This is a genomic window from Chlamydia sp. 04-14 (genome assembly GCF_036632095.1).
Taxonomy (GTDB): Bacteria; Chlamydiota; Chlamydiia; order Chlamydiales; family Chlamydiaceae; genus Chlamydia.
Map to the genome: position 1 here is coordinate 103194 of NZ_JAPYKW010000003.1, position 23825 is coordinate 127018.

Consider the following 23825-nt stretch of genomic DNA (forward strand, 5'->3'; position numbering starts at 1 on the left):
TATAAGCGCCACAGAATCATTCGGATAAGGGATGAGCGCATCTTGCTGTATTTGGATGTTTTAGAAGTTAAGTAATAATTGGATACTATGACAGTGATAGGTGTTTCTCCCACTTTATCAGTAGTTAAGCAAAATAGTGGAATACGTTACCTTGTAGATACTTTGTATAAGAATGCTCTACTTGTCAGTAGCCTATGTTGCTTATTTCTTTCTGGTATTTTTACCATCCTAGTTGCTTTTGGGATAGCTCAGCCTGTAATCATTACATGTTTGGTGCTATCCTTTATTCTCTCTGGAATACTTTCGGGTCTGATTTTGCATCGTTGTGCAGCGCGAGATGGAAGATTGCCCATACCCGAAGGTTTTCGTTATGTAATTAGAAAGCATTTTCCTGAAGTGCTTTATGATTTGGTTATTGAAAAAGAATTAACACTCCAAGAACTTCGTGCTGTTATTTCAGGTTTATCTTCTGGGACATTTACTTTTCCCTCGATAGCATGTCGGGAAAAGGTAGAAAGGTTTGATCTTGAGCGTTTGCAAAAGGGCTGTGAGGGGATAGAGTTTCCTGATTTGGAGAATTTGCTTTTAAAGCACTGTCCGTTTTATTTCATGAATAAATTTGTCCAACTAGGTCCTAAGGATTTACCTCAGTCAGAAAATATGTCCCCCGCTACCTACTGGTTTTCTCGTACAGGTCTATCGGATAGATTGGATACGGTGTGCCATCCTTATGTTTGGTTTCTTGCTCAGGTAATCTCTCAAGGTGAATATGAAACTTTGCTGTTGCATGCGAAGAAGGGAACGTGGTTTGCAGTTAAGGATTTATTCAAAACGGTTATCAATAAAATTCTTATACATATGAGAAATATTCCTCTAGATAATGTTTGGACAGAAACAGAAGCGCTATTTACCTGTATTAAGCTGCCCTGGCTATTATACCTGTGTAAACACGGTGTTAGCTGGAAGCAACTACAGTTGTTCAAAGAAATACGCTATCAGGATGTAAAGTTTCTTAATAAGATCAATAGGTTGGAAGGGGGAATCAACCTGATGAAATTAGTGAGCACAATTGCCCCTTGTATTGATGAAAATAGAAAAGGATTTGATCCATATATCGCTTTGCTAACTTGGGATGAGTGGATTAGAGAGCATGAAAATCATACTCATTATGAAGGAATAGTAGACTTTCTAAATAGCCGCAGTAAACATCATTTAACGAAACAGATTATCTTTAAAATTCCCTGCTATTCTTACGATCCTATTACCGGAGATCGCAAATCTAAGAGATGGCTGAAAATTATGAATTAAATTTATTTCGACTACTCTCTCTGCCTTAATTCACAGACAGTGCCGAACGGATTTATTGATTGTTTTTACCTATGTAAATTGGTATAATTTTTCGAATTTATTAGATTAAGTAGGGTGTAGATTATGAATCCTATACAAACTTCCCCTCTTCCAGGATCTAATGCTTCCTTGATACTGACGAAAAAAGACAGGAGCACGACGCCTTGTATAACAGATAAGTTGCATAAATGTGCTCTAGCCGTAGCGAGTCTTGTTTTCCTTGCGCTTTCTGCTACATTTACAGCCTTTATTATCTTAGGACTTACTCATTTTTCCATTGTTTTAGGTTTAATAATTTCTCTCGCTCTTTCAGGAGTGATGCTTACATCGTTATATCGTTTATACCATCCATGTCGAGAAAAATTACCCATTCCCTCGGGCTTCCTTTCAGTAATTAAGCAAGAGTTCCCTCAAGTAGTTTATGATCTAACTATTCAGGAAAGACTGACTCTTCAAGAACTTCGTGCTGTTATTTCAGGTTTATCTTCTGGGACATTTACTTTTCCCTCAGAAGCATGTCAGGTAAAGTTAGAGAGATTTGGTCTTGAGCGTTTACAGCAGGCCTGTGCAGATATTAAATTACCCGATTTAGAAAACCTACTTGTAAAACATTGTCCTCTCTATTTCATAAAAACATTTATTCAGATCGGCCCTAGAGAGTTTCCAGAAGCAGAAAATTTGGATCCTGAAGTCTATTGGTTATCTCGTACGGGATTAACCCACCGTTTGGATACAGCTTTTCATCACTATATCTGGATTTTCTCTAAAGTGATTTCTAAATCTGAATATGAAACTTTATTAGATCATGCTCAAAATAACACCTGGGATCAAGCGTATCCTATGGTTGAGGAAATCCGAACCCGACTTATAGGTCGTGTACCAAATGAGTCTGTGGAATATTTTTATGTTGATAGGGCTTGGCTATCCCATTGTTTTAGTCAATTTTCTCTAGAATGGTTGTTGTATTTATGTAAGCACGGTGTTTCTTGGGGGCAATTACAATTAATTGGACAGGTGGAATGTAGAGATATGATATTCCTTTCCATGTTCAATGATGCCAACGGAGGTATGAATTTAATAGAGCTCATCCTCTCTATATATCCACATATTCAGGAAGATCATGATGAATTTGATGCTTCCATTACACTACTTACCTGGGATGAGTGGATTGATGATTATGAGAAACATAAAGAGGATTTCGGTTGGCGTTTCTATGATAGGACGATTACCTTCTTAAATGAACGTAGAGGGGAGTCTTTGATAAGAAAAGAGCTTCCACATATTCCTATTTATTCAATAGATAGTGCAACAGGAACGAAGATACTCGAGTAGTGTATTTTATAAAGCAGCGCTCTGGATTTACTTTTCATCATTTCTCCGGTTGCAACTAATAATTTTTATGTCAGATTTTTCTAAGAAATAAAGGATTCTGAAATGGATTGATTTTGCCTGTTGTTTTTAATTTTAGATGCGATTAAAAAATCTCGGATTTTTTTTGTTTCCAAAATTTAGAAATAACTAGGTGGGCTATGACTTTAAAAAACATATTCCCTGAGACACACTCCTTTCATTCTTTATCCTTAATAGATCTGGGAAAGAAGATGCGTTGCGTAATGGATACATTGCGTAAGAATGCTATAGCTATAACGGGTATATTTTGTTTTGTCTTTGCTGTTAGCTTTTTATCATTAGTTATCTATGGATTTTCTCATCCTTTAATTGTAATAGGTTTGGTTCTCTCTTTAGTTGTTGTGGGAGTAGTAGTTGCTCTGGCATTACGTCATGCAATGCTTAAGCTGAAGCATCCTCTTCCTGCAGGGTTTCGTTCTCTGATAGAAGAATCTTATCCTAAAATTATTCATGATCTTGTCTTCAGTAAGGCTCTTAATTTTCAAGAATTCCGTGCTGTTTTATTAGGATTGTCTTCAGGGAATTTTAATTTTCCTTCTGAAGATTGTAAAAATAGAGTGGAATCGTTTGGCCTTGAGCGTTTGCAAAGCGCCTGTGAGGGCATTCAATTGCCCGATTTAGAGAAAATTCTGTTAAAGAATTGTCCTTTGTACTTGATAAATAAGTTCATTCAACTTGGTCCTAGGGAATTTCCTGAGGCTGAGCATATGGAACCCACTGTGTATTGGGTGAATCGAGCAGGTTTATCGAATATAAATCAAACAGCGTTTCATCCTTTTGTTTGGCTGTTAGCACGTCTTATTTCTCAAGAAGAATATAATATGCTATGCCAACACGCACGAAATAACACTTGGGAAGAGGTGCGTACTCTTGTTGAAGAGCTAAATTTGCGATTTAGAACGTATTTAGAAAATGAAACTATAAAAGGATTTGAACGAAGGGGTTCATGGTTATTAGAAGATTTTAATAAATCACGCGCTCCTTGGTTATTGGCGCTATGTAAACATGGGATTACTTGGGAGCAATTACAGTTATTTAAAGATATAGAATGTCGCCAACTAAGTTTTCTTCATACATTCGATACATCTCGTGTTGGAGGTATTCTCATGGAATTATTATTAGTTATTTCTCCTTATCTTAATGAGGAAAATTCAGAAAATTTTGACCCTAAAATAGCTTTACTTACATTGAAAGAGTGGATGCATTTCTATCATCATGATTCTCATCGTGTTTATGGTTTTCATAAAGGGACTTTAGAATTTTTTAACAAACACAGCAAAGGTAACCTGCAGAAACCAAAACTTTCCTCGTCTCATCTTCATTACTATCTCATAGATCCCAATACGGGAGTAAGATATCGCTGACCAGCAATCTTATTAATGCGAATGCTGATTCTGGTTTGATGTATTATTGATTTTCTTAAGTATTTAAGAATCAATTTTTGTTCCTGGGTACAAAAAAAATATTCTATTATCAATTACTATTTGATCTCCTAAGTGGTTAATACATAATTTGTACTTAAAGATATTGTGTTAGCATTGAAAATGAGAATTGATAATCAAAGACCTGCGGATGCTCAGGAAGGAAATAGAGCTACCGCACCCTCTGTTTCTAATAAATTTGCTAAATCTAAAATTTCCTACGCTTTAATAATATTAGTCACGCTATTTGCCATCGGGATAATAGCTCTTTCTGTTGCCATCCCTGTATTAGGCTTAACAATTAGCGTGGGGCTTCCTTTAATTGCTGCAGCTACTTTTGGCTGTATTAGTGCATTGATTGGATTGCAGCGTATTTATGCACATAGAAGAAATCGTATTGTCGAAAATAAGAAAATCCCTAATAAATTGCGTGAGCGAATTTTTGCTAAATATCCTCGAGCTTTCCTGTCTCATATACATAAGGAAGATGGTTCTACAGCTACAGTCTCTGTGTTAGATAAATATAATTTATCATTTGCTCAGCTTTATAGATTAGGAGTTTTAGCTTCGGGAGCAGATAGAGATCCTCTTACAGATTCTCAAGAATTACTCGCAGCTTTTAATAGTTTATCTCAAGAATCTCGGGAAAATTTGGCAAATTTAATGCGTAATGGTGAATTAGATTTAGATTCTATCATTGAAGAGAATTGCCCGTGCTATTGGTTAGAAACTTTCTCTTCTAAGGTGCTTCAGGATTATAATAGTGATATCTTAAATAGTTTAATCACTGGACAAATGGCGTTTTTAGGAATTTTTCATCCTGAATATTTACCAGTTTTCTCTTCAATAAGTATGCAAGACTATCGAACATTATCCGCAGCTATGGATCAATCCATGTATACCCTCTGGAAAGAAGACGCTAATGTAAAAGCTATAGTAGATAGAGCTTTGGCTACACAACCTTCTTTATCCAGAGAAGATAGAGAAGAGTTTCTGATTTGGTTATATTCAGGATTAGGGATTTGCACGTTAAATACAGAAGCAAAAGCTTTGCTAAAAGATCTTAGCGATCATAAAGGTCAGTATTTAAATAAATTTTCAAAAAAACAGATTTGGAATCGTATTTTAGATATATCTACAGATGTCGATGATGTTGAATTTCAACCTAGCCTTGCTTATAAAACCTGGGAAGAATGGGTATAAAGCAGTTGCGTTTCTGATATAATATTCAAAATAATCAGGGCTGTTCTTAACCTATACGTAGTTTGCTAATATCCTCATTTGACCTTGCAAAGGTGATTATATTAGTATGACTTCGGCTTTTAGTTTTTTCCTGACATAGAGAGTTCTCGATATAAAAGCTATAGAGAATGAAACAAATAGAGGTATTGTGAAAGAGGATCCCTATTTAGAAGTAAAAAGACACTTAGCTCGTGAAGCTGCTGCTTTAGTGACCTCCGGAATGCTTTTAGGATTGGGAAGTGGTTCGACCTCTAGAGAGTTTATTAGAGCTGTTTCTGCAAAGCAGAAAAAAGAGAACCTAGATATTCGTGCTGTAGCATCTTCAAAAGAATCCTATTCTCTAGCCAGTAGTTTGGGTATTCCTTTAATTGATGATGAAGAATTCACTGAAACCGATCTTGCTGTTGATGGTGCTGACGAAATAGATCCCCAGCTACGTATGATCAAAGGTGGAGGCGGAGCTATGTTTCGAGAAAAGATTCTACTACAGTCGAGCCGGCGATGTTTAATACTTGCTGATGAGAGTAAAAGTGTTGAGGTATTAGGAAAATTCGGTGTTCCTGTAGAGATCAGTCCTTTTGGAAGGTCTTCTATTGTTGCTGCGTTGGAAAATCTTGGATATCAGGGTCATCTAAGAAAGAATCCTCGTGGGGGACTTTTTATCACTAATAACGGGAATTATATTTACGATATTCATACTCCGAATGTATATCCTCATCCCGAGGAAGATCTTCTGAAGCTATTACAAATTCATGGTATTATTGAAGTGGGGTTTGTTATAGCGAATGTAGAAGTATGGTTTGGTTATACCAACGGTCAAATTGGTAAGAAAAATACTGGTAAAGTATGAGTATAGAGAAAGAATTGCTCCAAGATACCCCTTTGGTTTTGCTTAACTTTTACAAGTTAGTTAGCTTTTGTCATTACGCAGGAATTATCCTGGGTACCGATGAGAAGAAATTTGCGATATACGGACATGTATCGATGGGACAAGCATTTCAAAATTCTGATCCCTCACACTTTTCTTTATCACGACCATTAACTCATGACCTTCTCAATTTTGTTTTCTCAGGTTTTGATATTCATGTAATGCGTGTTGTCATCAGTGATTACAAAGATAATGTATTTTACACACGCATGTTTTTAGAGCAAAAACAAGGAGATTTCCTTTATATCACAGATGTTGATGCTCGCCCTAGCGACAGTATTCCCTTAGCGCTTACACATAAAGTTCCTATTCTTTGTGTGAAATCTGTATTTGATGCTGCCGTAGCTTACGAAGAATAAAATATCACGGTATCTTATGGCAAAAATTCCCTATGCTATTTTAGAGAAAGGCTCATTGTTATTGGCTTCTCCTGATACAGATCAGGGAGTCTTTGCTCGCAGTGTAATTTTATTATGCGAGCATAGTCTTAATGGTTCATTCGGGCTAATTTTAAATAAGACACTAGGTCTAGAGATATCTGATGATATTTTTACTTTTGATAAGGTGTCTAATAACAATATCCGTTTTTGTATGGGGGGTCCTCTACAGGCGAATCAAATGATGCTTTTGCATTCCTGTTCTGAAATTCCTGAGCAAACATTAGAAATCTGTCCTTCTGTATATTTAGGGGGAGATCTATCTTTTTTACAAGAGATCGCTACTAGTGATACGGGACCTACGATCAACTTATGTTTTGGTTATAGTGGTTGGCAAGCAGGGCAATTAGAAAGGGAGTTTTTAGATGGAAATTGGTTTTTAGCTCCTGCAAGTTATGAGTATGTATTTTCTGATAATCCTGAAAATCTCTGGTCTATGATTCTTAAAGATTTGGGAGGGAAATATGCATCGCTATCAACAGTTCCTGAAAATCTTCTTCTGAATTAGACGAGAGATTTATTTAATCTTTAGAAAGTCTTTTTCTAGGTTTTAAAGTGGCTATGGCTCAGAATAATCCCGGATTTTTTTAGGGGGTTATATGCCGGTTATTGATGAAACAATAATGACATACGCTGATGCTTGTCGCTATTTTCCTGGAGGAGTAAATTCTCCAATACGCGCATGCATTCCTGTAGGAATTATTCCTCCCATTGTCTCTAGTGCTTCTAGAGATATTTTTATAGATAGTTTCGGAAAAAATTTTATTGATTTTTGTGGATCTTGGGGATCGTTAATCCATGGTCATAGCCATCCAAAAATTTTAGATGCTATTTGTACTGCAGCATCTCAAGGCACCTCCTATGGCCTCACTTCGGAAAATGAAATTTCTCTAGCAGCCACTTTATTTTCTTGTTTGAAATTACAAGATCACAAACTACGTTTTGTTTCTTCAGGGACGGAAGCCACAATGACTTCTGTACGTCTTGCTTGTGGAGCAACTAAGCGCTCAGTGATTATTAAATTTTTAGGATGTTACCACGGACATGCTGATATTTTGTTAAAAGGAATTTCTATAGACGAGAGTAACCTTTTGGAAGTTTCTCTTATCGTAGATAAATATTTTTCTTCGAATCCTTGTCTCCCTATTACGTTAATTTTACCCTACAATGATGTTAAGGTTTTTGAGGAAGTAATGCGGCAGATAGGAGAGCGTGTTGCTTGCGTGATCTTCGAACCTATAGCAATCAATATGGGGGTTATCCTTCCTGAATCTGGATGGATTGAGAGTATTATAACTACATGCCGATGTTATTCAGCTTTATCGATTATGGATGAGGTTGTTACAGGATTTCGTATGGGAATTCGAGGTATGCGTTCTATCATTGATGCCGTTCCTGATATTACTGTGTATGGTAAGATTTTAGGGGGAGGTATGCCCGTCGCTGCACTTTTAGCTCATGAAAGTATTATGGATCATTTGATGCCTCTGGGGACAGTATTTCAAGCAGGAACTTTATCAGGAAATCCTATTGCTATGGCCGCAGGACAAGCCTCAGTAGAGCTTTGCCAGGAGATAGATTTTTATCCTAAGTTAAGAAATCTCGCAGAAGATTTTTTGTCTCCTATAGAAGATGCAATCCGTTCTAAAGGATTCCCAGTAGCATTGGTAAAAGCGGGTTCTATGTTCTCATTATTCTTTAGAGAAACACCTCCGAAGAATCTCTATGATGTGCAGCAATGTGATCAGAAAGCTTTTGGTATATTTTATCGGCATGCGTTTTCTCAGGGAGTGTATTTGTCTCCTGCTTCTATGGAAGCGAGTTTCATTTCTGCTGTACATAGTAAAGAAAATCTAGCCTATACGCAAAATGTGCTTATTGATAGTTTAGTGAAAACATTTGAAAGCATTTAAGATAAAAGGTTTTCTCAAGGTTTTGAGGATATGAGCATGGAGGCAAAAAAACGTTCTCGTGTTTTCCGTATACTCTGTTTATTCCCTTTGGAATTAGGCAGATGGATGGGTTTTACCTGTGCGGTAATAAAAAGTTTTTCATGGAAGAAAAGCTTATTTCGATCTGCGAGTATACAGGGATATGATATCGGCGTTGCCTCTTTACCTGTAGTTATGCTTACAGGAGCTGTTACAGGAATCGTTTTAGCTCTACAATCCTATTATCAACTAGGTATTCATGGCTTATCCTGCGCTATAGGATTTTTCGTTGTGAAAAGTATTCTAGTAGAAATAGGCCCTGTACTTACTGCTCTTGCCCTCTCTGGAAGAGTAGGAGGAGCAATTGCTGCATTCTTAGGAACTATGCGCATGACTGAACAAGTTAGTGCTATGGAAACTTTAGGGGTTAATCCTTTAGCCTATTTTGCACTACCAAGAATTATTGCAGGGATTATTGCTATGCCTGCTTTGGTAATTGCTGCGGTATGGTCAGGAATTTTTTGTGGATATTTGCTATGTCGTTATGCCTTCCAACTTCCTGCTCAGGTCTATTTGCATATGGTATCAGGAAATGTATTTGTATCCGATATTGTGATGGTGATTGTTAAATCTCTAGTATTCGGATTTATTATCACGTCTTTAGCCTGTTATCAGGGATTAGGGAAACATTGTCGCATTACAAATGTGGCGAAGGTAACCACAGCAGGAGTTGTTACTTCGTATATCTCTATCTTATTTGCTAATTGTGTGATTACATCATTCTTTCATGTTCTAGGTTGCTAGGGAGAGATATGGTAGAGCCCTGGATTTCTGTAGATCGTATTTATAAAAGTTATTGTAATACCGAAGGTCAAGGTCATACGGTATTGCATGGGATTTCCTTGCAGGTATTTCCAGATGAGCTTTTAGTGATTTTAGGTAAATCTGGGACAGGGAAAAGTGTCCTCCTCCGTCATATTATGGGATTAGAGATTCCTGATTCTGGAGAGGTGCGTTATGCTAAGGAACTTACCCATAAAGGACGTTTAAAAGATCTCACCATTGGTATGGTGTTTCAGGGTGGCGCCCTTTTTGATTTTCTTTCTGTTAGAGAAAATGTTGCTTTTGGTCTTCATGCGTATAATGAACGCCATAAGGTATTTTCTAAAGGTGAGATAAACGCTAAAGTAGATCAAGCTTTAGCGAACGTAGGATTAAGTTATGCCGCAGAGTTTATGCCAAATAAGTTGTCGGGTGGCATGGTTAAGCGTGTCGCTTTGGCACGCTCTTTGATTTATTCTCCTAAACTTGTTCTTTATGACGAGCCTACAGCGGGATTAGATCCCATGACAAGTCGGGAAATGACTCATCTGATTTTCCGTTTGCGTAGGGAACAGGGAATCGGAGGAATTGTTATTACCCACGATATTACATTAGCATTAACTCTTGCAGATCGTATTGCTATTCATCATGAAGGAACAATTCCCCATATCTATACAAAGGAAGAATTTATAGAGACAAACGATGTATTGGCAAGGCAATTTCTTGCCGGTCAATAACATTGTAAAATGCCGATTAAGGAGGGCGAGTGTCTAAAGAAGATCGTAAATCAATATTTTTTGGATTATTTCTTTGTGTGGGGATTTTAGGTTTATTTTCTGTAATGTTATTCACTCCTAAAAGTCGTGGAGACGGCAAGCAAGAAATTCATGTGGCTTTTACTCATCTTAGCGGTGTGAGCAAGGGAATGAATGTTTGCCTTGCGGGAAAGATAATTGGTTCTGTAGCTTCTGTACAAAATATTATGGATAGGGGAATTTCCGGAGAGTCTGGAGAGCTTTATTGTTATGAATTGGTATTAAAAATAGATTCAGGAGTGTCTCTATATAAAGATGATACTTTTGCTATGTACTCTCCTAAAATCATAGGGGAATCTATTGTAAATATCATTCCTGGCAAGACAAGAGGAGAATGTAGTCGTCTTTATGCTCAGGATTTAGTTTATGGGCATAATATTGATCCTATTGAAAAGCTGATACAATTTGTTGATAAGGCAGATAAAGCGTTAGGGAAACTAGAAGCTGAAACTGTGAATCTCTATTCTAAAATATCAACGCTGCTTGATGAAGAAAAAGATTCTTCATTAGTGAAACAGGCGCGCTTAGCAACAGAATCTATATGTAAAAGCGCGGACAGATTTGCCGATTGTTTAGACAACACACGTATTGGACGGATCGATGAATTGATGGAAGATTGTAAGGATATTACCGCTACTGTTAAAGATTACGGATTATTATATCAGTACAATTCGCAATGGAAAAAACAACAAAGAGCAAAAAATAAGAAAAAACAGAGTCTTGAGCAGCAGGAAATCGCCTTGGAAAATAGGTAGATTTTTTGTTTTTTCTATGCCATGAAGAAAATGTTTCAGCGGGGTGTTAGGGCTGTTTTATGGATAAGATATCGGATGCGGTAAGTGAGGCTCTAGAAAAAGCTTTTGAGCTCGCTAAATCAGCAAAAAATCCTTACGTAAGTGAAAACCACTTCCTTAAATGTCTTTTAGAGAATACGGAATCTCTGTTTTATTTGATAATTAAGGATCTTCACAGCAATCCTAAATTACTTATTTCTGCAGTAGATGAAGCGCTTTCTTTAGAACCTTCAGTTGTTGAAGGCGATGCAATGCCTAAGCCTTCACCAGGACTGCAAAGTCTGCTATTAGATGCGAAGCATGAGGCTAAAGATCTGGGAGATGAATATCTTTCTGGAGATCATGTATTATTAGCTTTTTGGAAATCCAACAAGGAGCCTTTCGCTTCTTGGAAAAAAACGGTAAAAATATCCTTAGACGATCTTAAAAAACTCATTATTAATATAAGGCGTGGCAATCGTATGGACTCTCCTAGTGCGGAAAATAATCTCCGAGGCCTAGAAAAGTATTGTAAGAACCTAACTTCATTAGCGAAAGAAGGAAAGTTGGATCCTGTGATAGGTAGGGATGAGGAAATTCGTCGTACTGTTCAAGTGTTATCGCGAAGAACTAAGAATAATCCCATGCTTATAGGTGAACCAGGAGTAGGAAAAACAGCAATTGCTGAGGGACTAGCTCTGCGTATTGTTCAGGGGGATATTCCCGAAAGCTTAAAAGGCAAACAGCTCTATGTTTTAGATATGGGAGCGTTAATTGCAGGAGCTAAATATCGCGGAGAATTCGAAGAACGATTAAAAAGCGTTCTTAAAGATGTAGAATCTGTTGATGGCGAGAGCATTTTATTTATTGATGAAGTCCATACTCTTGTAGGCGCTGGGGCTACTGATGGAGCTATGGATGCAGCAAATTTATTAAAGCCTGCTTTAGCACGTGGAACACTCCATTGCATTGGTGCTACAACTCTTAATGAGTATCAAAAGTATATTGAAAAAGATGCCGCTTTAGAAAGGCGTTTCCAACCTATTTTTGTAACAGAGCCTTCTTTGGAAGACGCGGTGTTCATTCTTCGTGGTCTTCGTGAGAAGTATGAAATTTTCCATGGCGTGCGTATTACCGAGGGAGCATTAAATGCTGCCGTTCTTCTCTCTTATAGATATATCCCAGATCGTTTTCTTCCTGATAAGGCGATTGATTTAATAGACGAAGCTGCGAGTTTAATTCGCATGCAAATTGGTAGCCTACCTTTGCCAATTGATGAGAAAGAACGTGAACTTGCAGCTTTGATTGTTAAGCAAGAAGCTATAAAGCGTGAAAAAGCTCCTTCATATCAAGAAGAAGCTGAGGCTATGCAACAGTCTATCGAGCAACTTAAAGAAGAGCTCGCAGCTTTACGATTACGTTGGGATGAAGAAAAGAAACTTATCGCAGGTCTTAAAGAAAAGAAGAATTCTTTAGAAAATATGAAATTTTCTGAAGAAGAAGCAGAACGTGTCGCAGATTACAATCGTGTTGCGGAGCTACGCTATAGCTTAATTCCTGCTCTTGAAGAAGAAATACGCCAAGATGAAGAAGCTTTAAATCAAAGAGATAATCGTTTGCTTCAAGAGGAGGTAGATGAACGTCTTATCGCTCAAGTAGTAGCAAATTGGACAGGAATTCCTATTCAAAAGATGTTAGAAGGTGAAGCTGAAAAGCTTCTCGTTTTAGAAGAGTCTTTAGAAGAGCGTGTTGTAGGTCAGCCATTCGCCATAGCAGCAGTTAGTGATTCTATACGTGCTGCGCGTGTAGGGCTTAGCGATCCGCAGCGTCCTTTAGGGGTGTTCTTATTTTTAGGACCCACAGGAGTAGGGAAAACAGAACTTGCCAAAGCTCTAGCTGATCTTTTGTTTAATAAAGAAGAAGCAATGGTACGTTTTGATATGACTGAGTATATGGAAAAACATTCCGTATCTAAATTGATAGGTTCTCCTCCAGGTTATGTGGGTTATGAAGAAGGAGGAAGTCTTTCTGAAGCTTTGCGTCGACGCCCTTATTCTGTAGTGCTTTTCGATGAAATCGAAAAGGCAGATAAGGAGGTCTTTAATATTCTCTTACAAATTTTTGATGAAGGAATTCTTACAGATAGTAAGAAGCGTAAGGTAAACTGTAAAAACGCTTTATTTATTATGACTTCAAACATAGGCTCTCAAGAACTTGCTGATTACTGTGCGAAGAAAGGCAGTGAGGTAAGTAAGGAGACCGTATTATCTGTAGTTGCTCCTACATTGAAAAAATACTTCAGTCCGGAATTCATCAACCGTATTGATGATATCCTTCCCTTTGTGCCTTTAAATACCGAAGATATTATTAAAATTGTCGGTATTCAGATGCGTAGAGTTGCACAACGTCTATTAGAAAGACGAGTAACGTTAACTTGGGATGATTCTGTGATTCTTTATTTAAGTGAGCAGGGTTATGACAGTTCGTTTGGAGCACGGCCTTTAAAACGGCTAATTCAACAAAAAGTAGTCACGCTATTATCAAAGGCTCTACTTAAAGGTGATATCAAATCTGATACTTCTATAGAGCTTACGATGTCAAAAGACGTCTTGCTATTCAAAAAAGTAGAAGGCTAGTTCTTTAACGCAATTACTCTTTATCTATTGTTTTAGATCCTCTTATATAGAGGGTCTTTTTATTTATAATATCAGATTGTGCAAGGGCCTAAGTAGGCCCTGCCCCGGTGAGGGGCAGGGGAGGTGGAGGTGAGTTAGAACTGGATTTTAGATCCGAGGTCTATGTTGTAGGTTCTAGAAGAGCCTCTGAGCTCGAAACCGAACTGACTGAAGACTTCAAAGTTGGGGCTGAAAGATAAGTAATTTCCAGCACGGACTATGAAAGCTTGTCTAGCTAAGTTTGTCGCTTTAGTTAACCAAACAGCTGTGGTTGGGCTAACTAGCAGAGACGTTGCACAATCAGGATTGCTTCTTGCAATATCTGGAGAGTAGGCCAGAGTTAGGTTGTAAGAAGCACTATCATTTGCAGAGAATCTCTCAAACTTTACACCGATAGGCATAGCAATGTTTGTGAGATTACTGCTCTCAAAGTATCTTCCTTCAGAACTACTGTTTTCTTTAAAGTCTTCTTGGTGAGCATGAATAAGCTGGAACTTCAAGAAAGGTGAGTACATATCAAATAAAGAAGAATATTGAGACTCGATAGGCACAACAGCGCCGAGTTCCACTCCGAAGCAATCGTTCCCCCAATCACCCTTGATCTCTGGGTAGACGACATTTTGCGGAGCATATCTATCAGTCATATTGGTCTTCATATCATTGGAAGTATGACTGTAGGTGAGTTGTGCATTAAGGACTAAAGGAGCTTGCGCGCCGATAGTGTTTTGCAGTAGTCTATCCCAAGCACTCCAGAAGGAGGTGTGCTGATAGTAGATAGAGCCTGCGTAGATGTTAGAAGAGTTCTTTGAAACAAGATAGTCTTTATCTTTTCCAAACAACTGACAAAAAGCAGCGCTGAAGATATCTTCTGAAGGCGTTTGAGCAAACGCTCCTAATAGATATCCTACACTATTGTGACGGAATTTACGTTTTGTTTCCGTTCCACTTTTGTGTAAGAAGTTAGCCAATCCTGATACCCAGAAACCGCGTTGGTAATCAGCACCATTGACACTAACATCCATAAGATTCTGAATAGCGCGCACATCGGAGAAAGATCCCCAAAGAGTATTAGGAACTAAGGGCCCTTGACGCTCCGGGTTGGGGAGATAGCCAGTTTGTTTCCAATCGAATGTCGCTTTTTGTTCTTGGGCATTTGTTCCTTGTGCCCAACTTATTGTCCAATCACCTTGATAACCGTAGTGAGATCCGGAAGATTGATTCTTTAAATTTGTTGAAGGGGGTGTAATAGTTCCATTAGCACCAGCTTTTGCTACTATAGTAGATTCGAAGAGTTTTGTAGTGGAGAAGATAGGGTATTCGTACCCATTTCCGTCGGAATCGATTAGATTAACTGAGTTGATTGTTGTATTTTTACTTGAGGCCGTTGCTTCGATTTTGGCAGGTGAGGTACCCCCCCCCCGAAATAGAGATAGAAAGAACTTCAAATCAGATTTCTTTGGTGGAGATTGGTCATGGAAATGGAGCATTTGAGAGATTATCTGAATTATTGCGATTGGGAGATACTTCTGCAGAGGCGGAATTTAATTTCGCTCCAACAGCAGCAACTGACGTTGTTTTGTCGAGTATATTCAGTATATTTAGAATTAGTGGCCTATTGCAAGAGTGCATCATTCTTTCTGTTACTGAAGATCGAGATATTAGGGTTTCTTACGTAATTATCTGTGGCTACAGTATGAATTTACTTCGTTACTTTCTTTTGTTGTTTACAAATCGTCGTTCTGTTCGGGATGCGTTTAGAAGATTGAGATTAGTAGCCCAAGGTGCATCGCCTTTGGTTTTACTGGCGACTGTGATTGATAATGTAAACTGTCTAAGAAGATATGGAAGATCCCCATCAATTTTACCGCCTATATTTGTGATTGCGTCTACGTTAAGTGGCAGTGTCCTATTTATGGAGATGTTTAGAAATTGCTTGAGGGGATTACGCGGACGTGTCCAGAGCTCAATTTTACAAAGATTGACAGGATCATCTGAAGAATCTAGGGCGGTTGTGCGTTCTGCAGACGGCGGTAGGATAAGCTCTGTGCAGATGATGATAGGAACGGCTCACGGAATATTCTTAGCTTTTGCTGTGGGAGTTTTAAACAGCATAGTTATAAATGTTCCAAGCACGATAGGAAGAAATTCTACTACAGATACAGGTGTGTATTCTAATCAGTTGCACAATACTTCTGCAGCTTGGCAAACTGGGGATGTTTTAGCAGTATCACAGACAGTAAGTCTGTTTATATGTATGATCGTATTGGCAGCAAATATTATGATTATGGTGGATTTAGTACGTAGAAATCAACGACGGTAAAAAAAACGATAACTACATAGTATTTTTTTTAATTTCAGTTTATGCTTTGTTTCCTCGAAGCTAGAGAAGATAATGGTTATGGCAACAGCTCTTACTCCACATGCATGTGTGCAAAATCAACAACAGGTCAATTTATGGGAGGAATTTCCTTTGGTGGAGCGCATCGGTGTAGTACTCTCTATCGTTTTTGTTGTTTTTGGCGTAATTTGTAGTATCGTAGGTATGGTACTTGGTTCGATAACAACAGGTATTGTAGGTTTTAGTCTTTATATTATGAGCATCCTTTCTCTTCTTCGAGGTGTGGTTGTCTATAATCATTTTTCTTCGAATTACCTAGTTTATGGCTCTTTAAATGCGAAATATCAACAAAGAGAGTTTTGGGAAAATATTTGTGAATGCCCCGATCATGTCTTATGTAGCTAAAATTATAGATTTTCAGCTTAGAGAAATTGGTTTTAGAAGATAGCCATTAATCCTTGATAATCAATCATGTAAAAATGATTTTTTACTTTTGAAATCGATTGATTTTTATTATTTGCATCTTAGAATGACTTTATAAGAGTCTTTGTCTTTTTACTTATGTTTTTCCCCATCAAGGCCATTTTTAGGGGTTCTTGTTCTGGGTTGCCGTATTATTTTTTGAATTTCTTGCTTTTGGAGTGTAGACTCCAATGACGGCACCCACACGTCCAAATCCTTTTTCCTCCGGCAATGATGCTCAAGGGAGTGCGGAAGTTCGTAATGATGAAAATATAGAATCGGTATCTGAAATTAGCAATCAACAAGCTAGTTCAAGTAATCGGATAGCTGTTATTTCTATTCCCGAAGCTATAGTTCCTGTCTCTCAGAATAGATCCTTAATACTTGCAACTCCTGCAATACGTTTCCTTGTTCAACATCTACCTTCAGGAAATTCTCTTCCTAGACAATACCATCGCGTGGGCGTCGGATATGTCAACGGTAGCTCTTCAACATATCGTGAAGCTATGGTAGAAGCTATTCATTTAAGCGAAGCTTTGGTCGGAGGTCCTGTTTTAGGAGTTTATCATTCAGGGAGAGAGTTAACCCGAAGATATCTTACTTTTTTAGGTTCCCTTTCTCAAGATTCTGTAGTGTGTCAGGTTTTGCTTGCTGTTTGGGAAGAGTATTTTTCTCAGCATCCTGAGGGATGTTTTTTACAATATTTCTATGGTGATGGAGGGCATGTCATTGATGCGGCTCTAGCTGCAACTCCCTATATAGATAGGATAGAAGTTATAGGGATCAGCCCGACATTTTATCCTAGAGTGGGTCGTGTCACAACCTACCGATTATCAGGAGATGTTACATCACTTCTAGATCGTGAGGGTTTTCTTCTTTCTCAACCTAGAACTCTTTCTTACTCTCACAATTCTTTCGGAGTATTTTTCCCTTCATTTTGTGATCCTGCTTTCTTAACGGCAATACGCTCGCATATGTTAGAAGCAGCTCATGTAACTGTTTTACATCAGACAGTTGGACCTTCGACTTCTTTGATTAATGTTAATGCTTGGGAGGGCATATTAGCGAATAATCAGGTAGAGCTGATTAGCTTTTCTCCAGGAAATTCGACATTTTTTGATAGGGTAATTTCCTTGGCAAACTCACCTTTAACATTTACAGATACCGCAGAAAACTATGTAGCTCCTGGATTTATAGAAAGGTGTACTGTTGGATTGAGTATGATAGTTAGAGTGATGGATATCGTCACACTATTTTTCTGGACATCCGATGGTGAAACAATGGTTTCCATAGGTATATGTGCAGGGATTATGGGACTAGCTCTTGCACGCTACAGTCTTATTGTTTTTACAAATTCTCAGCGTCGTAGACGACGTTTTCGTTGGCTAAGACTTTTTGCTCTTGCCTGTGCACCCATGGAGATATTGGTAAATACCGCAGATATAGTGAATGCTTTGCGTTTGCTTATCGGTTACCGTATGGATGGGTGTGACACAGCGTTGTACGCCATGCTTTTAAATCTCGGTATCTTTTTAAATGTTCAGGAATTGATAACTTTTCCTTTAACACGCGTTCGTGGAGCATTGCAGGAGTATAGCTTTCGCGTATTATCTTTGAGAACATCAAGAGAAATTTCAGAGGAGCAAAATCAACAAGGTGCGGTTGTTCCTGCAGGCAGAGATATGGTGCAAGATGCGCGTATGGTTTCAGAGGCTGCTTTAGTAGCTGTGCACGGATTGATATTCCCCTACGTTTCTATGGTGATATCTATGGCGGGAATATCTTTGCATTCTAGTTGTCGTACGGTAAATGGTACAGAAGAAGATGTAATCACACATCCTTTCCCACCATTTTCGGAGGCTCTAGAGGATGGAGATGTCTACGCTGTTAGCCAGGTAGTTAATGTGGTGTTTTGCTTTTTCTTTTTTATAGCAAATCTAGTGATCTTCACCAGGATTTTCCGTATTCCTCATAGAAGGCGATAACAGAAAATCCCAAGTGAAGTTGTTTTCAGTAACTGTGATTAAGTAGGCTGCCAGTTTCTCCAACGTTTTTTAGGAGGTAGGTTCCTATCTCCTGGAGTTGTTGTGGAGCTTGTTGAAGGTTGATCAGCTTGCTGAGAAGATGTTCCTTCTTGGCTACTTTCACTGTCTGCAGAACGTTTCCTTGATGAGCCTTCATCTGATCCTGTACGGGGAGCCCCCGCAGTTTGAATTACCGAAGCACGTGGTGCAGGTTCTTCTTGCTCATCATCACTAGATGATCCTGGTATGGATGAACCAGAGACTGAAGATATTGCTGCTAGAGGAGAATAAGGAGTTCCTGGGCTAGCTAATGTAATAGTGCTTGATCCTGAGGAGCTTGTATGATCATCAACGTAGGAGAAAACAGGGGATCTTCTTGGGCTGCTTGTGGGTGTTGTAGATTTGGAATCCTCGTAGGAACACGGAGAGCCGAGCATGACAGAGCTTGTTTTTGAAGATGTCCGTAATATTCTTGGGCTTAGTGAATTAGTTGAGCTTAGAGGACTTCCTGGGCTAGCTAGTGTAATAGTACTTGATCCTGAGGAGCTGGAATCCTCACTGAAATCACCGTAAGGGTATTCTGCTGAAGAACTCGATCTTCTTGGACTCATTGAAGGAGTTCTAGGTGGTGGCGGTGTGGATCTTCCAGAATCGTCACTGAAGTAACCTGTATAGTCCTGGCTTTCTGGAGAACTAGATTCTTCCCAAGGACTAAATTGAGGTGTTTTTGGTGTGGAGGGTGTAGCTTCAGATGTTGATGATTCGCTGAATAAATCACAGCTAGATCTGCTTGGGCTACTTGATGGTGTTATTGGCATAGGTTGTGAATCCTCGCTATTGCTTTCATATCCAATGTAAGAAGTTAAATACGATGATGCCCTAGAAGAAGGTCTGATTGATCTAGATGAATCTGAAGAAATAGTGATAGGGCTTGGGATAACCGATTCTCCTCCAGTTGATCCTTCTCCCTCAGAATCACTTATTAATACGAATGATTTTTCTGAAAGGGCAGGTTCCCTTTCTGGGGATATTTGTGGTCTTGGACTTATTGTAGGGGTCCTAGGCGGTGTCGGTGTCGAGGGTGATCCGTCTCCACCTGGACTATAGGAGAAAACAGGTGAAGGTAGCGGCGAGGAGGTAATTCTAAATGTAGGGGATCCAGGTTCGGGTGTTTTTGGAGGTGGGGATACGAAAATCGATATCGGATAAGTTGCAGCGAGCTGCTCAATATCGGATGTATAATCTTCGGGATTTTCTTCCACAGTAATAAGAGTAGAAATAGATGAGACGCTTAATCTACGTGTGCTGATTGTTGAAGCGGGACTGCTCTCTGGAGGCCTTACTAGATGAGAAGAGCTGCTGTCGCTGCTGTCACTGCTGACAGGAACCGCGAGGGACTCTTTTGAAGAGGATGGTCGAGTGCGAGGTGTTTGGCGTCTCTGTCTTCGTCTTCTTTGTGGAGGTGGAGGTGTTTCTGGCATTTCCTCTTCTTCTCCCGAAGATTCTTCTCCGAATATAGTGGACGGATCTGGTTGAGTTGAAGTTACCCTGCTCCAAGGTTTTAGACCCATGTTCATGCTGAGTGTAGGAAATTCTCTGAGGAGTGCTTGTGGAATTTGTGTGCCATGTCTGTCGAATATGAATTTCCCTAAGATTCTTTCTCTGAAGGCGTTTGATGCAAGGCGGATTGTATCTTCGTCTTCTTCTTCGAATTGTCTACGCTGATCTGTGAAACCGGCATGCGGATGTTTACCCCTAGCTACTATGGAAAGGAGGAGAATTATTTTGATTAATTCATAAGAACAGGTGTAGATTGTTCCGCCTGCTCCATCGTCTTCTTCTTCAAGTAGAAGATCTCTGAAATTCTCATTTTTGATTATCGCCGCAAGAGTATACATCACACATGAGGCAATGCTACTTCCAGGGCTTGCTTTAAATAAGAAGTTATGGGTATGACCGGTATTCGTTCTATAACAACGAATTGTTCTGAGGTAGTTTAAACACCTCGCAAAGCAGAACGGAGATCTCTCACCATCTCTAGTTTTTACCCAGATTGTTTGGGCATCCTCAGGATTTGTATCTTCTGGAGCCGCGTGCCATAGGTCTAATATTTGTCCCGACATCCCTTCAAGAATGCCTTCATCTCTAATGTTGTCCGCCAAGTGCATCATCGATCTTGTTCTTCTAGTAATCGACACGTGTCTTTTATAAGAAGCGCTTATCTCTGTTTGACAACACCGCTGCATTTTTTCTTTTTCTTCTTCCGATAGTTCGCCGTATTGTTTTGACACCTTTGCGACATCGATACCCGATTTTAATAAAGAGTGGGCAGCACATGCATTTCCGTGAACTCGAGCGTATTCCTTCACATCGATATAAAAAGCACGCATACTATTTCCGGTAGGCTTACCGAAACAGCATGTCCAACAATGGCAAAAATCCAGCATTGGTTCTCCGCCACCTGAGTGGACGCAAGCTCCCGGAGGACACGAAGGGCATCCGGAAACACGTTTTAAACACCCGTCACCAGTTAAAGGAATGTAGTTCTCTACAAAGCCATCGATACGTTGCGATAAATTCATAACCTCTGATGGCGTAGGATTTGGAGCCGGAGGCGACCAATTTCGAAACGGACATGGTGCTGCAGGCCCTGGGGATCCCGCAGATGAACTACTTGATGATGATGACGGTGATGACATGTGAAATTACCCCTTTTTCTTTCCGACTCTCATTGAAGAACACAGGAGATGTCGGTAGAAAAAGGGATGGCAGCGGTTAACCCCCCCCCCGAACAGGAGGAGAGATTAGCGGGGTGGATAGATGTAGAAGATAAGAGGCGAAACATGAAAAATATGTTCTAAAATAAAAAGTCTTCGGATGCATTTTAATTCAAAACATAATAATTTCACAATTAACTACTTATGATTTTTTATTAAAAGAATTAATTTATATGTGTTTTAGTTAATTTTTCTTTTCATATCTTAATAAAGATGTATTTTTAAATTCAGAAATTGACAAGAGTAGGTATAAAGATACAGAATAGCGCAGAAACATTAGATATCGCAGATAGGAGAGAGAGATGGGTTATAGTCTGACGAAAAAATCTTGGCTGTTATCGGTATTGAATAGTCCAATAGCTAGGATCTTAGAGGGGTCGCTTTTCCTTGCTTTATTAGCAAAAATTACCTTGCCTCTACCATTTACTCCTATTCCTGTTACTTTCCAAACTTTAGGAATTTACTGTATTGGTATGGCATGCTCTCCGATGATCGCTGTTAGTAGTGTGATTGCCTATCTATTAGAAGGGTTATTCTTTCCTGTGTTTTATAGTTCAGGGTATGGCATAGCGACTTTTTTCGGACCAACAGCAGGATACCTTTATACGTTTCCTCTAGTTGCGCTATTCATATCACTACTTTATCGTAGATTTAAGAGCCCTAATGGTTATGTTTTGGCATCTATTCTTGCAGCGGCGGCATCTATCATACTATTGTTCGGGTCATTATGGCTCGCTTATTACTTTTATATGATGTCAATCACAGACACTGTAGATCTTATTCGAGGCTTACAGCTGGGTGCTGCACCATTTGTTATTGGAGAGACACTAAAGATACTACTCGTTGTTCAAGGAAGAAAGGCTCTTCAGTTTTTCCAAAAATAGTATTTTTAGTTCCTTGATAAAAATTCTTTATAGAAAAAGGTTTCTACGTTCGTGTAGAAGCCTTTTTTTAGTTAGATCCCTTTTCAGCGTTGCTTGAATTTTGAGAAGTCAGCGTATTCATTAGATCGCCGTGGTTTGTAACAATCTGTTTAAGATCGTTATAATTGTTTTGTGACTCTGTCTGAGCGTGGAAAAGTTCTTTATTTTGTTTTAATAGAATGTAGTTGATTTGCTGTATTTCTTTATTTGTTTTACTTGAGATCATAAGCAAAGAGCACAAACAAATAATAGAAATTAACGAGATGATAACGCTTCCAGAAATCATCAAAATGGGTAATGTGGGTAGCAGAATAGCCCCCGCAATACATCCTGCAAGGCCTGCGCAAATTGATAAGGCCACTAGGGTAATCGCTAGTTTAGATTTTAGATGGAATAGCATAGGAGCATCTTCAGACGAAGGCCCTGATAATCTAAGATTACTGACTTGACTCATAGAAAAAATTGTATGTATTTTTGAAAGATTAAAATCAGAGTAATTTAGAATTTTCTATTAAGTCAATAGTAAGAAAATGACCTTAGACATACGTTGGGGCGTATTTATTCTTGTATAGAGGTGTTTCGATACAGTTCTGTCGAGTTTTCGAGATTAGCAATCAAGCTTTTGCTATAGATAAGAAGTTGTTTGTTTTCTACCGAGAGTTTTAGATTTTGATCGGCTGTTTTTTTACACAGATAAGCAAGTAAAAGACATATTCCTAACATAGAAAATATCGCAAGCATACTTCCTACGGCAATGACGGGACTTAATGTTGGGGAACTTACTGCGCCAATAATAATCATAGTTATTCCAAGGCAAGCAAGTAAAGCTGTTATAACAAGAGTTGTATTTTGTAGGATTGTAGAGGGTCTGCTTATCTGTGGATCTAAGAAATCTAATTGAAAGAGACCTGTCTTCTCAGGAAGAGTGAGAATTGTCATAACATTAGAAAGTTATTATTAAAATCTATCTATATTAACAAAGTAACTTTCTTGTGGTCAAAAGAATAAGTATTATTTATATAATTCAAAAAAAAGGTTTCTATAAAAACATAATAGAAACCTCTTGTAATTAAGATTTTTTTGATTTCTTTGCGTTTAGAGCCTCTATCTCTTTTTGTTGGCGATTAAGAGAATCCTGATATTGATCTATCAGCTTTTTATTTTTATTTATAGATGATTGGATAGAGTCTAATTCCTTTTGTGTTGATGAAATAAAGACTTTGTACTCTTTCTGTAGTTGCTCGTGTTTCTTATCCGAGCCGTCTGAAATATCGCTAACCATGCTTTTTAATGTATCTAGATTTTCTTTTCGCAGTCGTAGAAGCATTCCACATAGGAATACGATGGAAATTAGCCCTGCGAGAGCTCCACCGACAATAATGAGAGAGGGTAGTGTGGGGAAAAATACAGCTGCGGTGATGCAAGCGGCAATACCTAGGCAAGCTATTATAGTTGTTGCTGAGACGGCTACCTTAACGCAGCGCTGTTGGGGGGGGGGGG

Annotated in this window: 19 protein-coding genes and 2 pseudogenes; 16 read left to right on the top strand and 5 right to left on the bottom strand. The window is 38.7% G+C overall.

Going from position 1 to position 23825, the window contains the following annotated elements; translation table 11 throughout:
- Positions 1-87: 87 nt before the first annotated feature.
- The 12 genes from O6937_RS04840 (at position 88) to O6937_RS04895 (ending at position 13762) form a co-directional block, all read left to right on the top strand.
- Entirely contained in the window at positions 88-1308 is a 1221-nt protein-coding gene (locus O6937_RS04840; protein ID WP_332390520.1) for a DUF1389 domain-containing protein, read from the top strand.
- Positions 1309-1431: 123 nt separating this feature from the next.
- Positions 1432-2679, top strand: coding sequence for a DUF1389 domain-containing protein (locus O6937_RS04845; RefSeq protein ID WP_332390521.1), 1248 nt, complete (start codon positions 1432-1434; stop codon positions 2677-2679).
- A 269-nt stretch (positions 2680-2948) separates the two neighbouring features.
- Positions 2949-4121: a DUF1389 domain-containing protein gene (locus tag O6937_RS04850; RefSeq protein WP_332390522.1), complete on the top strand. Its 1173-nt coding sequence runs from the start codon at positions 2949-2951 to the stop codon at positions 4119-4121.
- Positions 4122-4286: 165 nt separating this feature from the next.
- Entirely contained in the window at positions 4287-5381 is a 1095-nt protein-coding gene (locus O6937_RS04855; RefSeq protein WP_332390523.1) for a DUF1389 domain-containing protein, read from the top strand.
- Between the two features lie 187 nt (positions 5382-5568).
- The gene (gene rpiA, locus O6937_RS04860) at positions 5569-6270 is read left to right on the top strand and encodes a ribose 5-phosphate isomerase A (protein WP_332390524.1); all 702 of its coding nucleotides are present in this window, start codon (positions 5569-5571) and stop codon (positions 6268-6270) included.
- Positions 6267-6707 carry a bifunctional nuclease family protein gene (locus O6937_RS04865; protein ID WP_332390525.1) on the top strand — a complete coding sequence of 147 codons (441 nt, stop codon included), beginning with the start codon at positions 6267-6269 and terminating at the stop codon, positions 6705-6707. Before rpiA ends, O6937_RS04865 begins: the two co-directional genes overlap by 4 nt.
- 16 nt (positions 6708-6723) lie before the next feature.
- Positions 6724-7293 (top strand): YqgE/AlgH family protein, encoded by a 570-nt coding sequence (locus tag O6937_RS04870; protein ID WP_332390526.1) that lies wholly within the window; start codon positions 6724-6726, stop codon positions 7291-7293.
- A 91-nt stretch (positions 7294-7384) separates the two neighbouring features.
- Positions 7385-8698 carry an aspartate aminotransferase family protein gene (locus O6937_RS04875; protein ID WP_332390527.1) on the top strand — a complete coding sequence of 438 codons (1314 nt, stop codon included), beginning with the start codon at positions 7385-7387 and terminating at the stop codon, positions 8696-8698.
- 36 nt (positions 8699-8734) lie between these two features.
- A complete protein-coding gene (locus O6937_RS04880) occupies positions 8735-9520 on the top strand; it encodes an MlaE family ABC transporter permease (protein WP_332390539.1) in 786 nt (261 codons plus the stop codon).
- A gap of 8 nt (positions 9521-9528) precedes the next feature.
- Complete coding sequence (locus O6937_RS04885) at positions 9529-10275, top strand: ABC transporter ATP-binding protein (RefSeq protein WP_332390528.1); 747 nt, start codon at positions 9529-9531, stop codon at positions 10273-10275.
- Positions 10276-10304: 29 nt separating this feature from the next.
- Positions 10305-11108, top strand: a complete 804-nt coding sequence (locus O6937_RS04890; RefSeq protein WP_332390529.1) for an MlaD family protein — start codon at positions 10305-10307, stop codon at positions 11106-11108.
- 59 nt (positions 11109-11167) lie between these two features.
- Positions 11168-13762 carry an ATP-dependent Clp protease ATP-binding subunit gene (locus tag O6937_RS04895; RefSeq protein WP_332390530.1) on the top strand — a complete coding sequence of 865 codons (2595 nt, stop codon included), beginning with the start codon at positions 11168-11170 and terminating at the stop codon, positions 13760-13762.
- A 134-nt stretch (positions 13763-13896) separates the two neighbouring features.
- Here the strand turns inward: O6937_RS04895 and O6937_RS04900 are convergent.
- Positions 13897-15219, bottom strand: a pseudogene (locus tag O6937_RS04900) (autotransporter domain-containing protein); the annotation flags it as partial.
- 23 nt (positions 15220-15242) lie between these two features.
- On the opposite strand from O6937_RS04900, the pseudogene O6937_RS04905 reads away from it, so the two are divergent.
- The 3 genes and pseudogenes from O6937_RS04905 to O6937_RS04915 all read left to right on the top strand — a co-directional run.
- A pseudogene (locus O6937_RS04905) lies at positions 15243-16121 on the top strand (DUF687 family protein); the annotation flags it as partial.
- Between the two features lie 78 nt (positions 16122-16199).
- The gene (locus O6937_RS04910) at positions 16200-16544 is read left to right on the top strand and encodes a hypothetical protein (RefSeq protein ID WP_434601992.1); all 345 of its coding nucleotides are present in this window, start codon (positions 16200-16202) and stop codon (positions 16542-16544) included.
- Between the two features lie 248 nt (positions 16545-16792).
- Entirely contained in the window at positions 16793-18586 is a 1794-nt protein-coding gene (locus O6937_RS04915; RefSeq protein WP_332390532.1) for a DUF687 family protein, read from the top strand.
- A 38-nt stretch (positions 18587-18624) separates the two neighbouring features.
- Here the strand turns inward: O6937_RS04915 and O6937_RS04920 are convergent, their stop codons facing one another.
- Entirely contained in the window at positions 18625-21324 is a 2700-nt protein-coding gene (locus O6937_RS04920; protein WP_332390533.1) for a hypothetical protein, read from the bottom strand.
- Between the two features lie 380 nt (positions 21325-21704).
- On the opposite strand from O6937_RS04920, the gene O6937_RS04925 reads away from it, so the two are divergent.
- Entirely contained in the window at positions 21705-22286 is a 582-nt protein-coding gene (locus tag O6937_RS04925; protein ID WP_332390534.1) for a biotin transporter BioY, read from the top strand.
- Positions 22287-22353: 67 nt separating this feature from the next.
- On the opposite strand, the gene O6937_RS04930 is transcribed toward O6937_RS04925, so the two are convergent.
- The 3 genes from O6937_RS04930 to O6937_RS04940 all read right to left on the bottom strand — a co-directional run.
- Positions 22354-22779, bottom strand: coding sequence for a hypothetical protein (locus O6937_RS04930; protein ID WP_332390535.1), 426 nt, complete (start codon positions 22777-22779; stop codon positions 22354-22356).
- 104 nt (positions 22780-22883) lie between these two features.
- On the bottom strand, positions 22884-23264 hold the full coding sequence (locus O6937_RS04935; RefSeq protein ID WP_332390536.1) for a hypothetical protein: 381 nt from the start codon (positions 23262-23264) through the stop codon (positions 22884-22886).
- Between the two features lie 130 nt (positions 23265-23394).
- The coding region (locus O6937_RS04940) for a hypothetical protein (protein ID WP_332390537.1) at positions 23395-23825 on the bottom strand (431 nt) is incomplete at its 5' end.